The 14951-nt window shown below is 56.8% G+C and carries 15 protein-coding genes; 5 read left to right on the top strand and 10 right to left on the bottom strand.

The genetic code is table 11. From position 1 onward, the window contains the following. Positions 1 to 6: 6 nt before the first annotated feature. The 5 genes from folC to A3OW_RS0110105 are packed head-to-tail and all read right to left on the bottom strand — an operon-like array spanning position 7 to position 4969. The gene (gene folC / locus A3OW_RS0110125) at positions 7 to 1278 is read right to left on the bottom strand and encodes a bifunctional tetrahydrofolate synthase/dihydrofolate synthase (RefSeq protein ID WP_020563328.1); all 1272 of its coding nucleotides are present in this window, start codon (positions 1276 to 1278) and stop codon (positions 7 to 9) included. 23 nt (positions 1279 to 1301) lie between these two features. After that, on the bottom strand, positions 1302 to 2288 hold the full coding sequence (accD, locus tag A3OW_RS24650) for an acetyl-CoA carboxylase, carboxyltransferase subunit beta (RefSeq protein ID WP_033411687.1): 987 nt from the start codon (positions 2286 to 2288) through the stop codon (positions 1302 to 1304). 34 nt (positions 2289 to 2322) lie between these two features. Beyond that, positions 2323 to 3141 (bottom strand): tryptophan synthase subunit alpha, encoded by an 819-nt coding sequence (gene trpA, locus A3OW_RS0110115; RefSeq protein WP_020563326.1) that lies wholly within the window; start codon positions 3139 to 3141, stop codon positions 2323 to 2325. After that, entirely contained in the window at positions 3138 to 4340 is a 1203-nt protein-coding gene (gene trpB / locus A3OW_RS0110110) for a tryptophan synthase subunit beta (protein ID WP_020563325.1), read from the bottom strand. The genes trpA and trpB overlap by 4 nt, the downstream gene beginning before the upstream one ends. Next, positions 4337 to 4969: a phosphoribosylanthranilate isomerase gene (locus A3OW_RS0110105; RefSeq protein WP_020563324.1), complete on the bottom strand. Its 633-nt coding sequence runs from the start codon at positions 4967 to 4969 to the stop codon at positions 4337 to 4339. Before A3OW_RS0110105 ends, trpB begins: the two co-directional genes overlap by 4 nt. A gap of 303 nt (positions 4970 to 5272) precedes the next feature. Between A3OW_RS0110105 and A3OW_RS0110100 the strand changes: the two genes are divergently transcribed. The 4 genes from A3OW_RS0110100 (at position 5273) to A3OW_RS0110080 (ending at position 9305) form a co-directional block, all read left to right on the top strand. Further along, the gene (locus tag A3OW_RS0110100) at positions 5273 to 6202 is read left to right on the top strand and encodes a Gfo/Idh/MocA family protein (protein ID WP_020563323.1); all 930 of its coding nucleotides are present in this window, start codon (positions 5273 to 5275) and stop codon (positions 6200 to 6202) included. A 66-nt stretch (positions 6203 to 6268) separates the two neighbouring features. Further along, entirely contained in the window at positions 6269 to 7366 is a 1098-nt protein-coding gene (locus A3OW_RS0110095; protein ID WP_020563322.1) for a DegT/DnrJ/EryC1/StrS family aminotransferase, read from the top strand. 21 nt (positions 7367 to 7387) lie between these two features. Beyond that, the gene (gene lpxB / locus A3OW_RS0110090; RefSeq protein ID WP_020563321.1) at positions 7388 to 8548 is read left to right on the top strand and encodes a lipid-A-disaccharide synthase; all 1161 of its coding nucleotides are present in this window, start codon (positions 7388 to 7390) and stop codon (positions 8546 to 8548) included. A 322-nt stretch (positions 8549 to 8870) separates the two neighbouring features. Then, entirely contained in the window at positions 8871 to 9305 is a 435-nt protein-coding gene (locus A3OW_RS0110080) for a hypothetical protein (RefSeq protein WP_020563319.1), read from the top strand. Between the two features lie 116 nt (positions 9306 to 9421). On the opposite strand, the gene A3OW_RS0110075 is transcribed toward A3OW_RS0110080, so the two are convergent. Genes A3OW_RS0110075 through A3OW_RS0110055 form a run of 5 tightly spaced genes read right to left on the bottom strand, consistent with a single transcriptional unit; the run spans position 9422 to position 13389 of the window. Continuing rightward, positions 9422 to 11038: a PP2C family protein-serine/threonine phosphatase gene (locus tag A3OW_RS0110075; RefSeq protein WP_020563318.1), complete on the bottom strand. Its 1617-nt coding sequence runs from the start codon at positions 11036 to 11038 to the stop codon at positions 9422 to 9424. Continuing rightward, complete coding sequence (locus tag A3OW_RS0110070) at positions 11035 to 11655, bottom strand: SpoIIE family protein phosphatase (protein ID WP_020563317.1); 621 nt, start codon at positions 11653 to 11655, stop codon at positions 11035 to 11037. The genes A3OW_RS0110075 and A3OW_RS0110070 overlap by 4 nt, the downstream gene beginning before the upstream one ends. Beyond that, positions 11643 to 12044: an anti-sigma regulatory factor gene (locus A3OW_RS0110065; protein WP_020563316.1), complete on the bottom strand. Its 402-nt coding sequence runs from the start codon at positions 12042 to 12044 to the stop codon at positions 11643 to 11645. The genes A3OW_RS0110070 and A3OW_RS0110065 overlap by 13 nt, the downstream gene beginning before the upstream one ends. Continuing rightward, entirely contained in the window at positions 12037 to 12414 is a 378-nt protein-coding gene (locus A3OW_RS0110060; protein ID WP_020563315.1) for an STAS domain-containing protein, read from the bottom strand. The genes A3OW_RS0110065 and A3OW_RS0110060 overlap by 8 nt, the downstream gene beginning before the upstream one ends. A gap of 6 nt (positions 12415 to 12420) precedes the next feature. After that, positions 12421 to 13389: a protoglobin domain-containing protein gene (locus tag A3OW_RS0110055; protein WP_020563314.1), complete on the bottom strand. Its 969-nt coding sequence runs from the start codon at positions 13387 to 13389 to the stop codon at positions 12421 to 12423. Positions 13390 to 13912: 523 nt separating this feature from the next. Here A3OW_RS0110055 and recA point away from each other — a divergent pair. Continuing rightward, positions 13913 to 14944 carry a recombinase RecA gene (recA, locus tag A3OW_RS0110050; protein WP_020563313.1) on the top strand — a complete coding sequence of 344 codons (1032 nt, stop codon included), beginning with the start codon at positions 13913 to 13915 and terminating at the stop codon, positions 14942 to 14944. Positions 14945 to 14951: the final 7 nt, after the last annotated feature.

Raw genomic sequence — 14951 nt, 5'->3', positions numbered from 1 at the left:
GTTAACTCACTTTTTGTTTAGCTCAGTCAGGCAGTCAGACACTAATAGAAAGGATCCGAAAACCAGCAGCAGGTCGCCTTTTCGGGAGTGTTGTCTGGCTGCCGCAAATGCTGCGGAAAAATCCTTAAAACCGAAGGATAGTCTGCTTATCGAGTTTTTTAAAAAAATTTCTCGTATCACCGGCTCCGTAACGGATCTGGGATTGGCTAACGGCGCAAAAAACCAGTCATGGACAAAAGGATTCATGATTTCAAGGACTCCGGCTATGTCCTTGTCTTTCATCATCGAGAAAATCGCATGCACGCGTTTGCCCGGAAAATGCTCATGCAGGTATTCGGCCAGGGTGCCGACCGCCTGAGGGTTGTGTCCGACGTCCAGGAGGATCGGAACATCGCCGTCGATCAACTGAAAACGACCGGGTAGGCGAGTCGCCGCCAGACCCGTACGGATGGACGCGTCGCTGACCGGCAGCCTGTCCTGGAGCAGGGATACCGACAATAGCACGGACGAAGCGTTGCGATACTGGTGTTCGCCTTTCAAAGCCGGTTCCGGTAAATGCAAACATTGTTGCCGATCGGCGCTCCAGTGCCATTCATTCCCGTGTTTGTGGTACCTGAAATCCCGGCCGATGCAATACAGCCGGGCTTTTTTGCTTTCGGCCGTCTGAAAGATCGAAAAGGGTGGGTCCGGATCGCCGACAATGGCCGGAGTCGCCGCCCTGAAAATGCCGGCCTTCTCCCTGCCGATGTCTTCCCGCGTCGGTCCCAGCCAGTCGGTATGATCGATGCCGATGCTGCTGATCAGCGAGACGTCGGGGTCGATGATATTGACCGCATCGAGCCGCCCGCCCAAGCCGACCTCCAGTAATTGGATGTCGACTTTCGATCGAAAGAACAGATCAAGGGCGGCCAGGGTCCCGAACTCGAAATAGCTTAAGGTGACGTCGCCGCGCACCGCCTCGATACGGGTGAAGGCGGCGCAAATCGCAGCGTCCTCTACCGGCTGGCCGTCGATTTTAATGCGTTCGTTGTACTTCAGGATATGAGGCGAGGTATAGGCGCCCACCCGATAACCCTGGGCCCGATAGATCGCTTCCAGATAGGCGACGCAGGAACCCTTGCCGTTGGTGCCGGCTACCGTGACGGTGACCGGCTTGAGATAATCCGGATTCAGTTTGGAAAAAACGTTGGCGGCCCGTTCCAGTCCGAGGTCTATCGCCAAAGGATGCAAGCTTTCCTGCCAATCCAGCCAGCCCTTCAGGGTATCAAAATGCTGCATTAACCGATTGCGCCCGGATGCAGTCATTCATCCTGATCAAGATTCTGTTCGATATCGGTGGCTATGCTGTCCAGCAGCGGCTCCGTTTCGGGCGTTTCGGCAACCTCGTTCGCGTCGGTATCGGGGACGGCAAGGGCCGGGGCAAAGGCCGGCGTTCGGCCTGCCGTCAGCATGGCCAGAATGCTCGCTATTTTATCGCGCATTTCCCGCCGGTCGATAATCATGTCGATGGCGCCGTGTTCCTGAAGAAATTCGCTGCGCTGAAAGCCTTCGGGCAATTTTTCGCGCACCGTTTGCTCGATGACCCGGGGACCGGCGAAGCCGATCAGGGCGTTCGGCTCGGCTACGTTGATGTCGCCGAGCATCGCCAGACTGGCGGAAACGCCTCCCATCGTCGGGTCGGTCATAAAGGAAATATAAGGAATGCCGTGCTCGGACAGTTTGGTGAGCGCTGCGCTGGTTTTCGCCATCTGGAACAGCGAATACAGCGATTCCTGCATGCGTGCGCCGCCGCTGGCGGTAAAGACGATGAACGGAATGCCCAGCTCCAGGCTTTTGTTGACGCCGCGGATAAAGCGTTCACCGACGACCGAGCCCATCGAGCCGCCCATGAAGTTGAAATCGAAGGCGGCCGCGACAATACCCCGGCCTTTCAGCTTGCCCTTGATGACGACCAGAGCGTCGTTTTCCTTGGTTTGTTTTTGCGCCTGGGCGATGCGGTCCTTGTATTTCTTGCTGTCCTTGAATTTTAACGGATCGACCGGTTTTACGCCTTTGCCGATTTCTTCACGCTCTTCTTCATCGAGAAAGATGTCCAGCCTCGTTCTCGCCGGAATGCGCATGTGATGTTCGCATTTCGGACAGACGCTCAGGTTTCTTTCCAGTTCCAGGTTGTAGAGTATTGCATTGCAACTGGGACATTTGTTCCATAATCCTTCGGGAACGGTCCCTTTTTTATTGGAGTTTTCTGTTCGAATTGTGGATGGAACCAGTTTCTGAAACCAACTCATCGTCTTCTATCTGCCTCTTCGTACTTCATTGGGATCATGCCGTTGCCGTCGAATTGTCCATCGCCCGGCGCATGGCCGTTAACAATTCGACGATTTCAATTTTAGCGCGCTCGGGATCATCCAGATTGTTTTCTATTTTGCTGATCAGGGCGCTGCCGATCACGACGCCATCGCCGATGTCCGCAATTATTTTTGCCGTCTCGGCATCCTTGACGCCGAAACCGATGCCGACCGGAAGAGCGGCGTTGGCCCTGATTTGTTTCAGTTTTTTTTCCACGTCCGCGATGTCCAGATGCCCGGCGCCGGTAACGCCCTTCAGCGACACGTAATAAAGATAGCCGCTGCCGATCCTGGACATTTTCCGGATGCGCTCGTCGCTGCTGTTGGGCGCTAAGAGAAAGATCGGGTCGATGCCCCGCGCCTTGAGCAGAGCCCCGCATTCCTCGCCCTCTTCGGGCGGCAGGTCGACCGTCAAAATGCCGTCCACTTCGGCCCGCTGAGCCGCATTGGCGAAATCTTCATAGCCCATCGCTTCGATCGGATTCAAATAGCCCATCAGCACCACCGGCGTTTTCCGGTCGATTTTTCGAAATTCCATCGCCATCGCCAGGGTCCGCCGCAGGCTCATCTTATGGGCGAGGGCGCGTTCGCTGGCGCGCTGGATGACCGGACCGTCCGCCATCGGGTCGGAAAAAGGCACGCCCAGTTCGATCACGTCGACGCCGGCCTTGACCATCGCATGCATCATCGGCACCGTGAAATCGGGATGGGGGTCGCCGGCGGTAATGAACGGAATCAGAGCCTTGCGGCCCGCTTTCGACAATTCTTCAAATTTGGCGGCTAATCGGCTCACAGTTCTATCCCCTCGCGCTTGGCCATGGTTTGCATATCTTTGTCGCCGCGACCGGACAGGTTGACAATAATGGTCTGGTCTTTGTTCATTTTCGGAGCCAGTTTCATCGTATAAGCCATCGCATGGCTTGACTCCAGCGCGGGAATGATGCCTTCCGTACGGGTCAGGGCGTAGAAGCCTTCCAGCGCCTCGTTGTCGGTGATGTTGACGTAGTTGGCGCGGCCGGTGTCCTTGAGCCAAGCGTGTTCGGGCCCGACTCCGGGATAATCGAGCCCGGCCGAAATGGAATGAGTCTCGATGATTTCGCCGTCGTCGTCGGCCATTAAATAGGTGCGGTTGCCATGCAGCACGCCGGGCCGGCCTGCGCACAGCGGAGCGGAATGGCGGCCGGTGGCGACGCCGTCGCCTGCGGCTTCGACGCCGTACAATTGCACCGACGGATCGTCGATGAACGGATAAAACAGGCCGATCGCGTTGGAGCCGCCGCCGACGCAGGCCACCAGGGCGTCCGGAAGGCGTCCGGTCATTTCCCGGCACTGCTGTTTGGCTTCCCGGCCGATAATGGCCTGGAAATCCCGAACCATCGCAGGGTAGGGGTGCGGGCCTGCGACCGTGCCGATGATGTAAAACGTATTGTCGACGTTGGTTACCCAGTCCCGCAGTGCCTCATTCAGAGCATCTTTCAACGTCTTCGAGCCCGATTCGACTGCGACGACTTTGGCGCCCAAGAGTTTCATCCGGTAAACGTTCAGGGACTGGCGGGCGACGTCGACCGCGCCCATGTACACGACGCATTCCAGGCCCAGCCGCGCGGCCACGGTGGCTGTGGCGACGCCGTGCTGGCCGGCGCCGGTTTCGGCGATGATCCGGGTTTTGCCCATGCGCTTGGCCAGCAGCGCCTGGCCGACGGTATTGTTGATCTTGTGCGAGCCGGTATGGTTGAGGTCTTCCCGCTTCAAATAGATTTGCGCGCCGCCGAGTTCCCGGCTCCAGCGTTCGGCATGATACAAAGGCGACGGCCGGCCGACGTAATGCTGCAAATCGGCATCCAGTTCGGCGAGAAATTCGGGATCTTTCAAATACCGCTGATAAGCGGCGTTGAGCTCCTGAATGGGCGGTATCAGCGTTTCCGCGACGAAGATGCCGCCGTAAGGGCCGAAATGGCCCCGCTCATCGGGCATGGTATATTGTGCTGTCATATTATTTTTCTATCACCCTCGTTAACTTCCGACATGAATGCCGCCATTTTGGCTGCATCCTTCACACCTTTTTCGGCTTCCACGCCACTGCTCACATCCAACGCATACGGTTTTACCGTATGTATCGCCTTTCTTGCATTGCCCGCTTCCAGCCCGCCGGCCAGCACGATAGGCAAGGCGCAATTTTCCGGAATCAACTCCCAGTCGAACCGGCTGCCGCTGCCGCCTTGGACGCCGGGATGCCAGGCGTCGAGCAACAAACCGGCGGCATCGTTATATTGCCGGGCCAGCGCCGGGATATCGGTGCCCGGCCGCATGCGTACCGCCTTGATGTAGCGCTTGCCATAGCGCCGGCAGGTCTCGGCCGATTCGTCGCCGTGAAACTGCAAACAGTCGACCGGAACTCTTCGTAAAACTTCTCGAATGCGGGATTCTTCTTCATCGACGAACAGGGCCACCACCGAAACGAAGGCGGGGAGGGCTTCGACCATGCGGACGGCCTGAGCGATTTCCACGTTTCTCGGGCTGGGCGGATAAAACACCAGGCCGATCGCATCCACGCCAAGGCGAGCGGCACAGACCGCATCCTCGACACGAGTAAAACCGCAAATTTTAACGCGAGTCCGCATAAAAGTGATATCGGAATTTAACAAAAAACCAAGCGCATTAGAATAACATAAAACCGTTCTATGATTGGACTCAAATTATTGGCGGCTTAAGGTCCCGTCTAATCGACCGGTTCTTCGGCGGCAGGAACTCTTATCCCGGCAACGGCTGCCGGGATAAAAGGTGCGATTAAAGCATTTCTGAATGCGCGGCCGATGGTTTACAATGCTCCAATCGTATCGAAAGCAGAGCGGATGGCTCCGGCAAAAGGGCGGGAATTATCAGGCAATGCGCGGCGTTGATCGTTGAACTACCTGTCTCATCACATGAATAAATTAAAATGCGCAGTCATTGGCGCTGGGTATCTTGGAAAATTCCATGCCGAAAAATATGCTTCGTTGCCGGATTGCGAATTGGTCGCGGTCGTCGACACCAATGAAACAGCCGCGGCGAACGTCGCCGAAAAATACGGCGCGCAAGCCTTGACCGACTATCAAGCGCTGCTCGGGGCGGTCGATGCGGTCAGCGTGGTGGTGCCGACGACGCTTCATCACCAGGTGGCCAGAGACTTTTTGAATGCCGGCGCCCATGTTCTGGTGGAAAAGCCGATCACTGTTACGGTCGAGGAGGCCGATGAACTGATCGCCATTGCCGAACAGAAGGGGCTGATTCTGCAAGTGGGCCATCTGGAACGGTTCAATCCCGCCGTGCTGGGGCTCGACAAGGACGAGAAGCCGCTGTTCATCGAATCTCACCGCCTGTCGCCGTTCAATCCCCGCGCCAACGACGTCAGCGTGGTGCTGGATCTGATGATCCACGACATCGACATCATTCTGGCTCTGGTCGACTCCGAAGTCGAGCGCATCGATGCCAGCGGCACCGCGGTTCTGACTCAGGGCATCGACATTGCCAACGCCCGGCTTCTTTTTAAAAACGGCTGCGTGGCCAACGTCACCGCCAGCCGGATCAGTATGAAGATGGAACGCAAAATGCGCCTGTTCCGGCCGAGTTCCTACGTGTCGGTGGATTTCCAGAACCGTGTGCTGACCAAGCATCGCACCGGCATCCGGGAAATGTTCCCCGGCATTCCCGAAATAGTCACCGAGGAGTCCGTTTTTGAAAGCGGCGACGCCTTGCTGGAAGAAATCCGGCATTTTGTCCGTTGCATTCATCGCGGAGAGAACCCGCTGGTGTCGGGCGAAGCCGGACGGCGGGCCTTGGCGACGGCGATCAAGATCGGCGAGCTTTTGCATTAATCCGAAGCCCGTTTCGTTTCCGAATTCAAATCAACCGATTACCGAGTAATTAGAAAAGGCATGACAATGATACCGATGGTGAACCTGAAAGCCCAATACGCTGAAATCAGGGAGGAAGTCGAGCAAGGGCTGGCCGAAACGATCGCCCGTTGTTCGTTTATTTTAGGTCCTAACGTTCAGGCGTTTGAACGGGAATGCGCCGAGTATCTCGGCGTCAAACACGCCATCGGCGTTGCTTCCGGAACCGACGCCCTGCATCTGTCGTTGCTTGCCGAAGGCATCGGCGCCGGCGATGAAGTGATTACCACGGCGTTCACTTTTATTGCGACCGCCGAAGCCATTAAATACGTCGGTGCCAGACCGGTCTTCGTCGACATCGATCCCAAAACTTTCAATATTTCGCCCGAAGCAATCGAACAAGCGATTACGCCGCTTACCAAAGCGGTGATGCCGGTGCATCTGTTCGGCCAGCCGGCCGATTTGACGGCCATCGCCGGCCTCTGCGAGAAACACAATCTCAAGCTGATCGAAGATTGCTGCCAGTCGTTCGGAGCTTCAATCAACGGCAAGCAGACCGGATCGATCGGACACGCCGCCGGCTTCAGTTTTTTCCCGAGCAAAAACCTCGGCGCTTTCGGCGACGGCGGACTGGTCGTGACCAATTCGGACCAAGCGGCGGAAACCCTGCAAATGCTGCACAATCACGGTTCGAAAGTCCGTTATTATCACGACATCATCGGCTACAACAGTCGTCTGGACGAAATGCAGGCGGTGATTCTCCGGGCCAAACTCAAGCGCATCGACCAGTATAACCGGGCACGGCGCCGCGCCGCGCACCTTTATTCCGAACTGCTGGGCGACTTGCCGCTGGCGACGCCTTACGAAGACGGTCTCGGCGTGCACGTTTATCATCAATACACGCTTTTATGCGACCGGCGCGACGAAGTGATGAAAGCGCTGCAGGATCAGCAGATCGCCTGTGCCGTGTATTATCCGGTGCCGCTGCATCAGCAAAATGCGTTCAAAGAAGAGTGCGCCGGCGTGACTTTGCCGGTGACCGAAGACATCGCTTGCCGCTGTTTGTCGCTGCCGATCTGTTCTTCGATCGAAGACCACACGATTAAGGAAATTGCCGGCGTGATCCGGGGCGTGCTGAGCGCCTGAAACGCTGGCGGATCCCCTTCGATGCAGCGTTCTCCGACCGTTTTGTTCAGTGCCGGCGAAGCCTCCGGCGACCGGCATGCCGCGCATATGTTTTTGGAGCTGAAAAAGCGCCTGCCGGCCGTTCACGGTATCGGCATGGGCGGTGCCCGGATGAGGGAAGCGGGCATCGACGTCCGTTACGACTCCGCCCGAATCGCGGTAATCGGCCTGGTGGAGGTCGTCAAACATTACGGCGACATCCGGCGCGCTTTCAAGCTGATGCGGCAAATCGTCCGGGAGGAAAGACCGGATCTGTTGGTCTGCGTCGATTACAAGGAATTCAACTTCAAGCTGGCCAAATACGCCAAACGGCTCGGCGTCAAGGTTTTGTTTTACGTCAGCCCTCAGGTCTGGGCCTGGCGGCCCGGCCGGGTCAGGAAATACGGCGAAGTGATCGACATGATGGCGGTGATTTTTCCGTTCGAAACGGCATATTACCAGGCCGAAAACGTGCCGGTGCGTTACGTCGGCCATCCGTCGATCGACAAGGTCCATCCGCGCTTCGGCCGGGACGAAGATTTCATGCGCTACGGATTGAGCTCCGACCGGCCGATCGTCGGTCTGTTGCCCGGCAGCCGCATCGGCGAAATCAGGCGCATGTTGCCGGTTATGCTCGAAGCGGCCGAGGCGATCGCAGCCGTCCTGCCCGAAGTCCGGTTCCTTCTGCCCCAGGCCGACTCCATTCCCGACGAGTTGCTGCAAGTCTATCTGCAATCGGCCCGGGTCGGGATCACGGTCGTTAAAAACGAGCCTTACGACGCGATCCAATGCTGCGATGCGATCATGACGACCTCGGGCACGGCGACGCTGGAAATCGCGCTGCTGACCGTTCCGATGGTCATCGCTTACAAACTGGCGCCGATGACTTATTGGCTGGGCCGCCTTCTGGTAAAAACGCCGTTCATCGGCTTGCCGAACATCGTCGCCGGCAAAGGCATCGTCAAGGAGCTGATCCAGCACGAGGCCAGCGCCGAAAATCTCTCGGCCGAAATCCTGAAAATCCTGACTGATGCCGATTACGCCCGGCAAATGCGCGGGAATCTGGAGGGCGTCAAGGCGCAATTAGGGCTGGGCGGAGGCTCTGAAAACATGGCGGAACTGGCTTTGGAGATGCTGACGGTTGAAAAACGCAACCCATCCTGAGCCGGATTTTTCCGCATGCCCGCTCAAAAGAAAAATCGGAAGAAGCGAAGGAGTGCGCATGGAACATTGAAGTCGGATGCCATGATTGCCGCATTCCGCGAATTCGATTTTCTTATTTTTGATCCGTCTCCCCTCAAGCCATTAGCAATTCCCGTATAAAAAATAATACAATTAAAGGGCCGATAGTGTCGTCGGTTTGAATGCATTCCTTTTTGTGTAATCGGACTATCTCAAACTTTTTTCCATGGATTTATTATTCAAGTACCTAGCGCTTTGTTTTTTTGTCAATAACCCGGCCGATTTAATTCCACCCAAATCCTTCATGTGGAAAAACGTGCTCTTTTATCTGGTTTCGGGAATGATCGTCGAAGGTTTGATCTCGGATCCCGCCGACGGCACGTTGGAAGTCGTTTTGAGAACCATCATGGCCTTTTCGACGGTCGGCGTCATCTTGCTGGTCCAGAAGAAATGGTATTACTACAATCAACTCTATACGGCCATTTTCGTTTGCGAGAATTTCATCATGACCCTGGCGACCGCCACCGAGGGCTTGTATCATTTGATGATCGTAAAGCATATCGATAGAGCGGAAGAAGTTTCGATTGGCCTCGGCATCGTCCTGGTGCTCTGGTATATCGTCATCATCAGTTATATTTTTCGGCAATTGCTGGAGTTTAAAATGAGTAGCAGCCTGCTCATGGCGTTCAGCTATTTCGTGTTGACCTACGGCATTCCGATGCTGTTTATGGATATATAAATTGACCGTTCGGGAAGTCTTGTCTTTTATATCGAGGCTTTCCGGCCGGATTCATGACGGTTCGTTTGAGCTGCGACGATCAACGAAAGGCCGGCTTCGGCGTTCCCCGAAATCCGTCAGATCGCCTTCAGAACCACCATCGACACGTCGTCTGCAAAAGAATTGCCTTCGCAAAAACTTTTAAGTTCCTTGACGATTTTGTTGATGATTTCTTGCGGCGCATGAGGGCCTTGCGTGGCCAGCAGCCGGGCCAGGCGCTCGGCGCCGAAAAACTCGCCGGCCGGATTCTGCGCTTCGGTGACGCCGTCGGTATAAAGCAGAACCAGGTCCCCCTGATTCAGGACGATGCTTTTCTCCTCGAAGACGATTTCCCTGGCCACTCCGAAAATGATTCCTTCGGCATCCAGCTCGCGGCAGACTTTCGCTCCTGCCGGCAACAGCAAAGGTCGGTTGTGGCCGGCGTTGGCGTAGCTCAGCCGGCGCGTGGCCGGGTTGTATTTCATGTAGAACATGGTAATGAAAAGCTCGGCGCGGTTCAGGTCTTCGTACAACAGGGCGTTTAGAACGCGCAGAATCTCTCCGGTGCCCGCCTCGGTCTGCAGCGCTTCCCCGTCGGCGGGAAGGTGCAGTGTGCGCAGGGCTTCCGCCTTCAGGGTGCTGCGCGTTTCGGCCATGATCAGCGCCGCTCCCATCGAATGTCCGGAGACGTCGGCGATCACGATGTCGATCGCGTCCTGGCCGTAAAAATAGTCGAAATAGTCCCCACCGACGTGGCTGGCCGGGAGACAGTAGCCGGCGATGACCACGCCGCTGACCTGCAATGGCGAGCCCGGCAGCAAGGAAAGCTGGATCTGTTTGGCGATTTCCATTTCATGGCGTTCTTCCTCGGCTTTGCGCAGTTGGGTTACATCGGTCTGGACGCCGATGTAATGGGTGAGATTCCCTTCGCTGTCGCGAACCGGAGAAATGAACAGCTCGTTCCAGAAGATCGTGCCGTTCTTTCGGTAGTTTTTTAACGTCGTCAGGCACGGCTGCGAGGTTCTTAGCGCTTCGCGGATGCTTTCGAGAGCTTCCGTGGAGGTTTCAGGGCCCTGTAAAATGCGGGGGTTGAGCCCGATCAGTTCTGCCTGGCTGTAGCCGGTCATCTGGGCAAAGGCCGGATTGGCGTAGATGATCGGATGGTTCTGTTTGCGGGCGTCGGTAATGATGATGCCGGCGCTGGAGGCTTCAATGGCGCGATCGCGCAGTTGCAGCCGCTCCTCGTAGCGTTTGCGCTCGGCGATTTCCGCCTGCAGCTCTTTATTGGCTTGAGCCAGCTCGGCGGTACGGAGACGAACCCGCTGTTCCAGCTCGTCGTGGGCTTTCTGCAGTTCGGCCTCGGCCCGCTTGCGCTCGGCGATTTCGCTTTCCAGCAGGGCGTTGAGCTGGCGCAATTCGTGGTTGGCTTCGCGGTAGCCGCGATGAGTCATCTCGAACGGAGCGAGGCTTTCGGCCCAGAATTCCGCCGCCATCGCGACCGTCCGGCGGGTTGCGGCGAGGGAAGTGTGTTGCTGTAAAGCCGCGGCCAGAGCGTCCCGGAAAATCGACTCCATGTCCAGCACACCCAATTCGGACTCGACCGCCTGATGGCCGAGCGCATAGGCGCGCTCGAGCCCGGCTTCTCCGCCTTCGACCAGATAGGACTGGAGGGCGGCCGTGTAACGTTTGATGAAGCCTTGTTCTTTTTCTGTCATGGCCGCTGACCCAAATAGCGAATGACGAGCACCAGCGCGTCGTCGGTGGTTTTGCCGAATCGGCCCAAAATGCGCCAGGCTATTTCCTGGACCGGTTGATATCTTAAAATCGGGTCCTGGACGGGCAGGCCATTTATATAATTGCCGGCGATCCCGTCCGTGGTAAATATCAGCAGATCCCCTGCGGTGACGGGAAGACGATAGGCGTGCAGCGGCGGCAACTGATAGCCCACGACGCCGCTTCGCGGCAACAGGCTGTCGTGTGCTGGCGGCCGAACGCTTATGTGCAGCAAATGCCCGTCCACATTGCCTACGCCGAGCCAGGTCATGCTGCTTTCGGAGGCGTTGATCGCGGCCAGGCTCATCGCCACCCCGCGTGTTCCCCGCAACTGGCGGTGGCAGATTTTCACCAGAGCAGCCGGTTCTTCATCGGCATGGCATTCCATCGTTGCAACGGCTATGCCCGCCGCCAGGCCGGCGGCTTCACCGTGGCCCAGGCCGTCCACGGCCGCCGCCAGAACGCCTTTCCGAAACGGCACGACGACCGCCCGGTCTCCCGAAACGCGCTGGCCCGGAAAGGTCCGCTCGGCGATGCCGTGCTCGATCAGCGCACCCATTTGGCGACTCTCACAGTCGTGCCCTGGCCCTGCTTGGAGACGATCTCGAATTCGTCCATCAAGCGTTTGGTGCCCGGCAATCCCAGCCCCAGTCCCTTGCCGGACGAATATCCGTCCTGCAGGGCCCGTTCGACATCGGCTATGCCGGGCCCCCGGTCGCGGGCGATGATGATCAGGCCGCGATGGCTACCCTGATTGATTCGAGACAGGGTCATCTCGCCCTGCCGGGCGTATTCGACAATGTTCCGCGCCAATTCGGAAATCGCCGTCGCGATCATCGTCAGTTCGCTGGTCGAGAATCCCAGCTCCTTGGCCAGTTGGCGAGCCCTTTGGCGGACGGTGACGATATCGGCATCCGACCGGATCGGCACCTGCACCACATCAGCCATGTTGATCCCGTTCCGGGTTTTGGTGTGCCAGGATCGTCAGCGCTTCTTCCAGATCCAGCACGGTTTGAATGCCCGAAAAGCGCAAGTCCAGTCCCAACTGAACCATGGCAAACGCTATTTCGGGCCGGATGCCGACAATGACGGTTTCGGCTCCCCGCAAACTGACCGCCTGGGCGATATTGCGCAAGGTTCGCGTCGCGAAGGAATCCATGACGTCGAGCAGCGTCACGTCCAGTATGACGCCTCGAGAACGGAACTGGCCCACTTGCTCGACCAGGGCATCCTGGAGTTCCAGCAATTCCGTATCGCTCAAATCGGGTTGAAGGCTCGCGATCAAATAAGGGCCTTGTTTCAGGATGGGCGTGTTCATAAATTTTTACGAATCGGTCTGATCTGTGTTTACGTCGCACACAGAGATCAATTGATAGCCGAGCAGGCGCTCCGCTTCTTCCAGTCCGCTTTGCAGATCGACCGTGGTTTTCACCTGACTCAAATCCACGCCGATCGCCACCAGAGCCTGCGCAATTTGCGACGACAAGCCGGTCAGGATAACGGTCGCGCCCATGAGCCGGGCCGCGCTGACCGTCTGCAACAGATGGTTGGCGACTTTGGAATCGACTATCGGAACGCCGGTAATGTCGACGATGGCGGCCTTGGCGCGGGTGGTGCTGATGCTTTCCAGCAGTTGCTCGGTCAGTTGATGGGCGCGGTAGGATTCGAGCAGGCCGACCACCGGCAGAATCAATAACCGTTCCCGAACCTGGAGCACGGGGGTAGGCAGTTCGCGCATGGCTTCCTGTTGTTGGCCGATCAATTGCTCGCGGCGGTTGATGTAGGTGTCGATCGCCAGACCGATGTCCAGAAAGATGATTTTCAATAGTGAAATAAAGGCTTTGAGCGCTTTTCCGGGTTCATTTTTGTAGGCTTCGAACAGATGGTCGGCCACGGTTCTGATGTAGAAACTGTACATCCCGAGATAGATTTTGACGGGCAGCCCGATGTACTCGTGCACGGCGCCGACCCGAAGGCGGTCCTTGACATACTCTTTATCGTATTCGCCTTGCGTGAGCCTGGAAAAATAAGCTTTCTGCGCCAGCTTGACCCGGTTGAGGAGGGCGGGATCGAGAAAAAAAACCCGCGTTTCCTCGAACGAGAGCAGATGCTTGTAAAACGCTTCGATGACCGGATCGGCGTAGTCCTGGGCCAGTTTGTTTATGCCGACCAGTTCTTCGATGTCTTCGTCGCGAAATTCCAGAAAGGCTTTCCGCTTCTCGATTTCCTCGGCGGTAATTCCCAGCTCTTCCATAAGCGAGTCCTCGGTATACGGTTTAATTTCTTCAGCCATGTTCGTTATCTCCGGTTCCTTGCGCTTATTAGGTCGAGCAGATCGGTTCGGTCCGGCGCTTGAAAAGCACCCGTTCGGCAGGCCGGACGGTTGCCTGTTACGGGTTGTCCCGGCAGGTCTAATGAATTTGTCCAGGGAATTTCCTTGTTCAAATTGGATCTGAACCCTAGGGCCTGGAAGCATCGTCGGGTCGGTTCAAGAAGTCTTTCCGAACCTCATGATTTTTACACGAGACGTGTTCATATAGCGCCTTCCCTCCGCCCATACGCGTCCCGGCCCATGATGGGATTGACCGGCATCGACGGTAATCGGTTCCCTCGGGAGCGATTCCGAGGGGCATGGAAATCAACGATCTTGTTGTGACAACCGGTTCGGATCGAGTTTGGGACGCTGCATCGGCGGAGGATTCCGGTTCCCGGCTGGAGCCAAATCAGTACTACCAGAATCAGCCCCCGTATGTCATAATAAGGGGTTAGGTTGTGTAATACTTCCTTTTATTCCATTTACTTACAGGTCATTGGCAATGGACGAAAACAGAAAGAAAGCGCTGGGCGCGGCATTGATGCAGATCGAGAAACAGTTCGGCAAAGGCTCGGTGATGCGCATGGGCGACGTGGCGGCCGCCAAGGATATTGAAGTCATTTCCACAGGATCGTTGGGTCTGGATATTGCTCTGGGGTGCGGCGGCTTGCCGCGCGGCCGGATTGTCGAAATCTACGGCCCGGAATCGTCGGGCAAAACTACGCTGACCCTGCAGGTGATTGCCGAAGCACAAAAGCTGGGCGGCACGGCCGCGTTTGTCGACGCCGAGCATGCGCTGGATCCGGCGTACGCTGAAAAAATCGGGGTCAACGTCGACGAGCTTCTGGTCTCGCAGCCCGACACCGGCGAGCAGGCTCTGGAAATTACCGATATGCTGGTCCGTTCCGGCGCGGTCGACGTCGTCGTGGTCGATTCGGTGGCGGCCTTGACGCCGAAAGCCGAGATCGAAGGCGACATGGGCGACTCGCACATGGGTTTGCAGGCCCGCTTGATGTCCCAGGCGCTCCGGAAACTGACCGCCAACATCAAGCGTTCGAATACGCTGGTCATTTTTATCAACCAGATCCGCATGAAGATCGGAGTCATGTTCGGCAATCCCGAAACCACGACCGGCGGCAACGCATTGAAGTTCTACGCCTCCGTCCGCCTCGACATTCGCCGCATCGGCGCGATCAAGAAAGGCGAAGAAGTGATCGGCAACGAAACCCGCGTCAAGGTGGTGAAAAACAAGGTGGCGCCGCCGTTCAAACAGGCTGAATTCGAGATTTTGTACGGCGAAGGCATCTCCTTCTTCGGCGAATTGGTCGACCTGGGAGTTACTTTCGGTCTAGTCCAGAAAGCCGGCTCCTGGTACAGCTACAAAGACGAAAAAATCGGCCAGGGCAAAGACAATGCCAAGCAGTTTTTGAGAGAACATCCCGAAAAAGCCAAGGAGATCGAAGAACAAATCAGAGCCGAAGCGTTCGGAAAAACCCTTGTGTATTCCGATAAACCGGAGCTGGACGAGGAATAATCCGAAG

The organism is Methylosarcina fibrata AML-C10 (genome assembly GCF_000372865.1).
GTDB lineage: Bacteria > Pseudomonadota > Gammaproteobacteria > Methylococcales > Methylomonadaceae > Methylosarcina > Methylosarcina fibrata.
The sequence above is the reverse complement of the archived record's forward strand: the minus strand, read 5'-3'. Positions and strand labels throughout refer to the sequence as shown.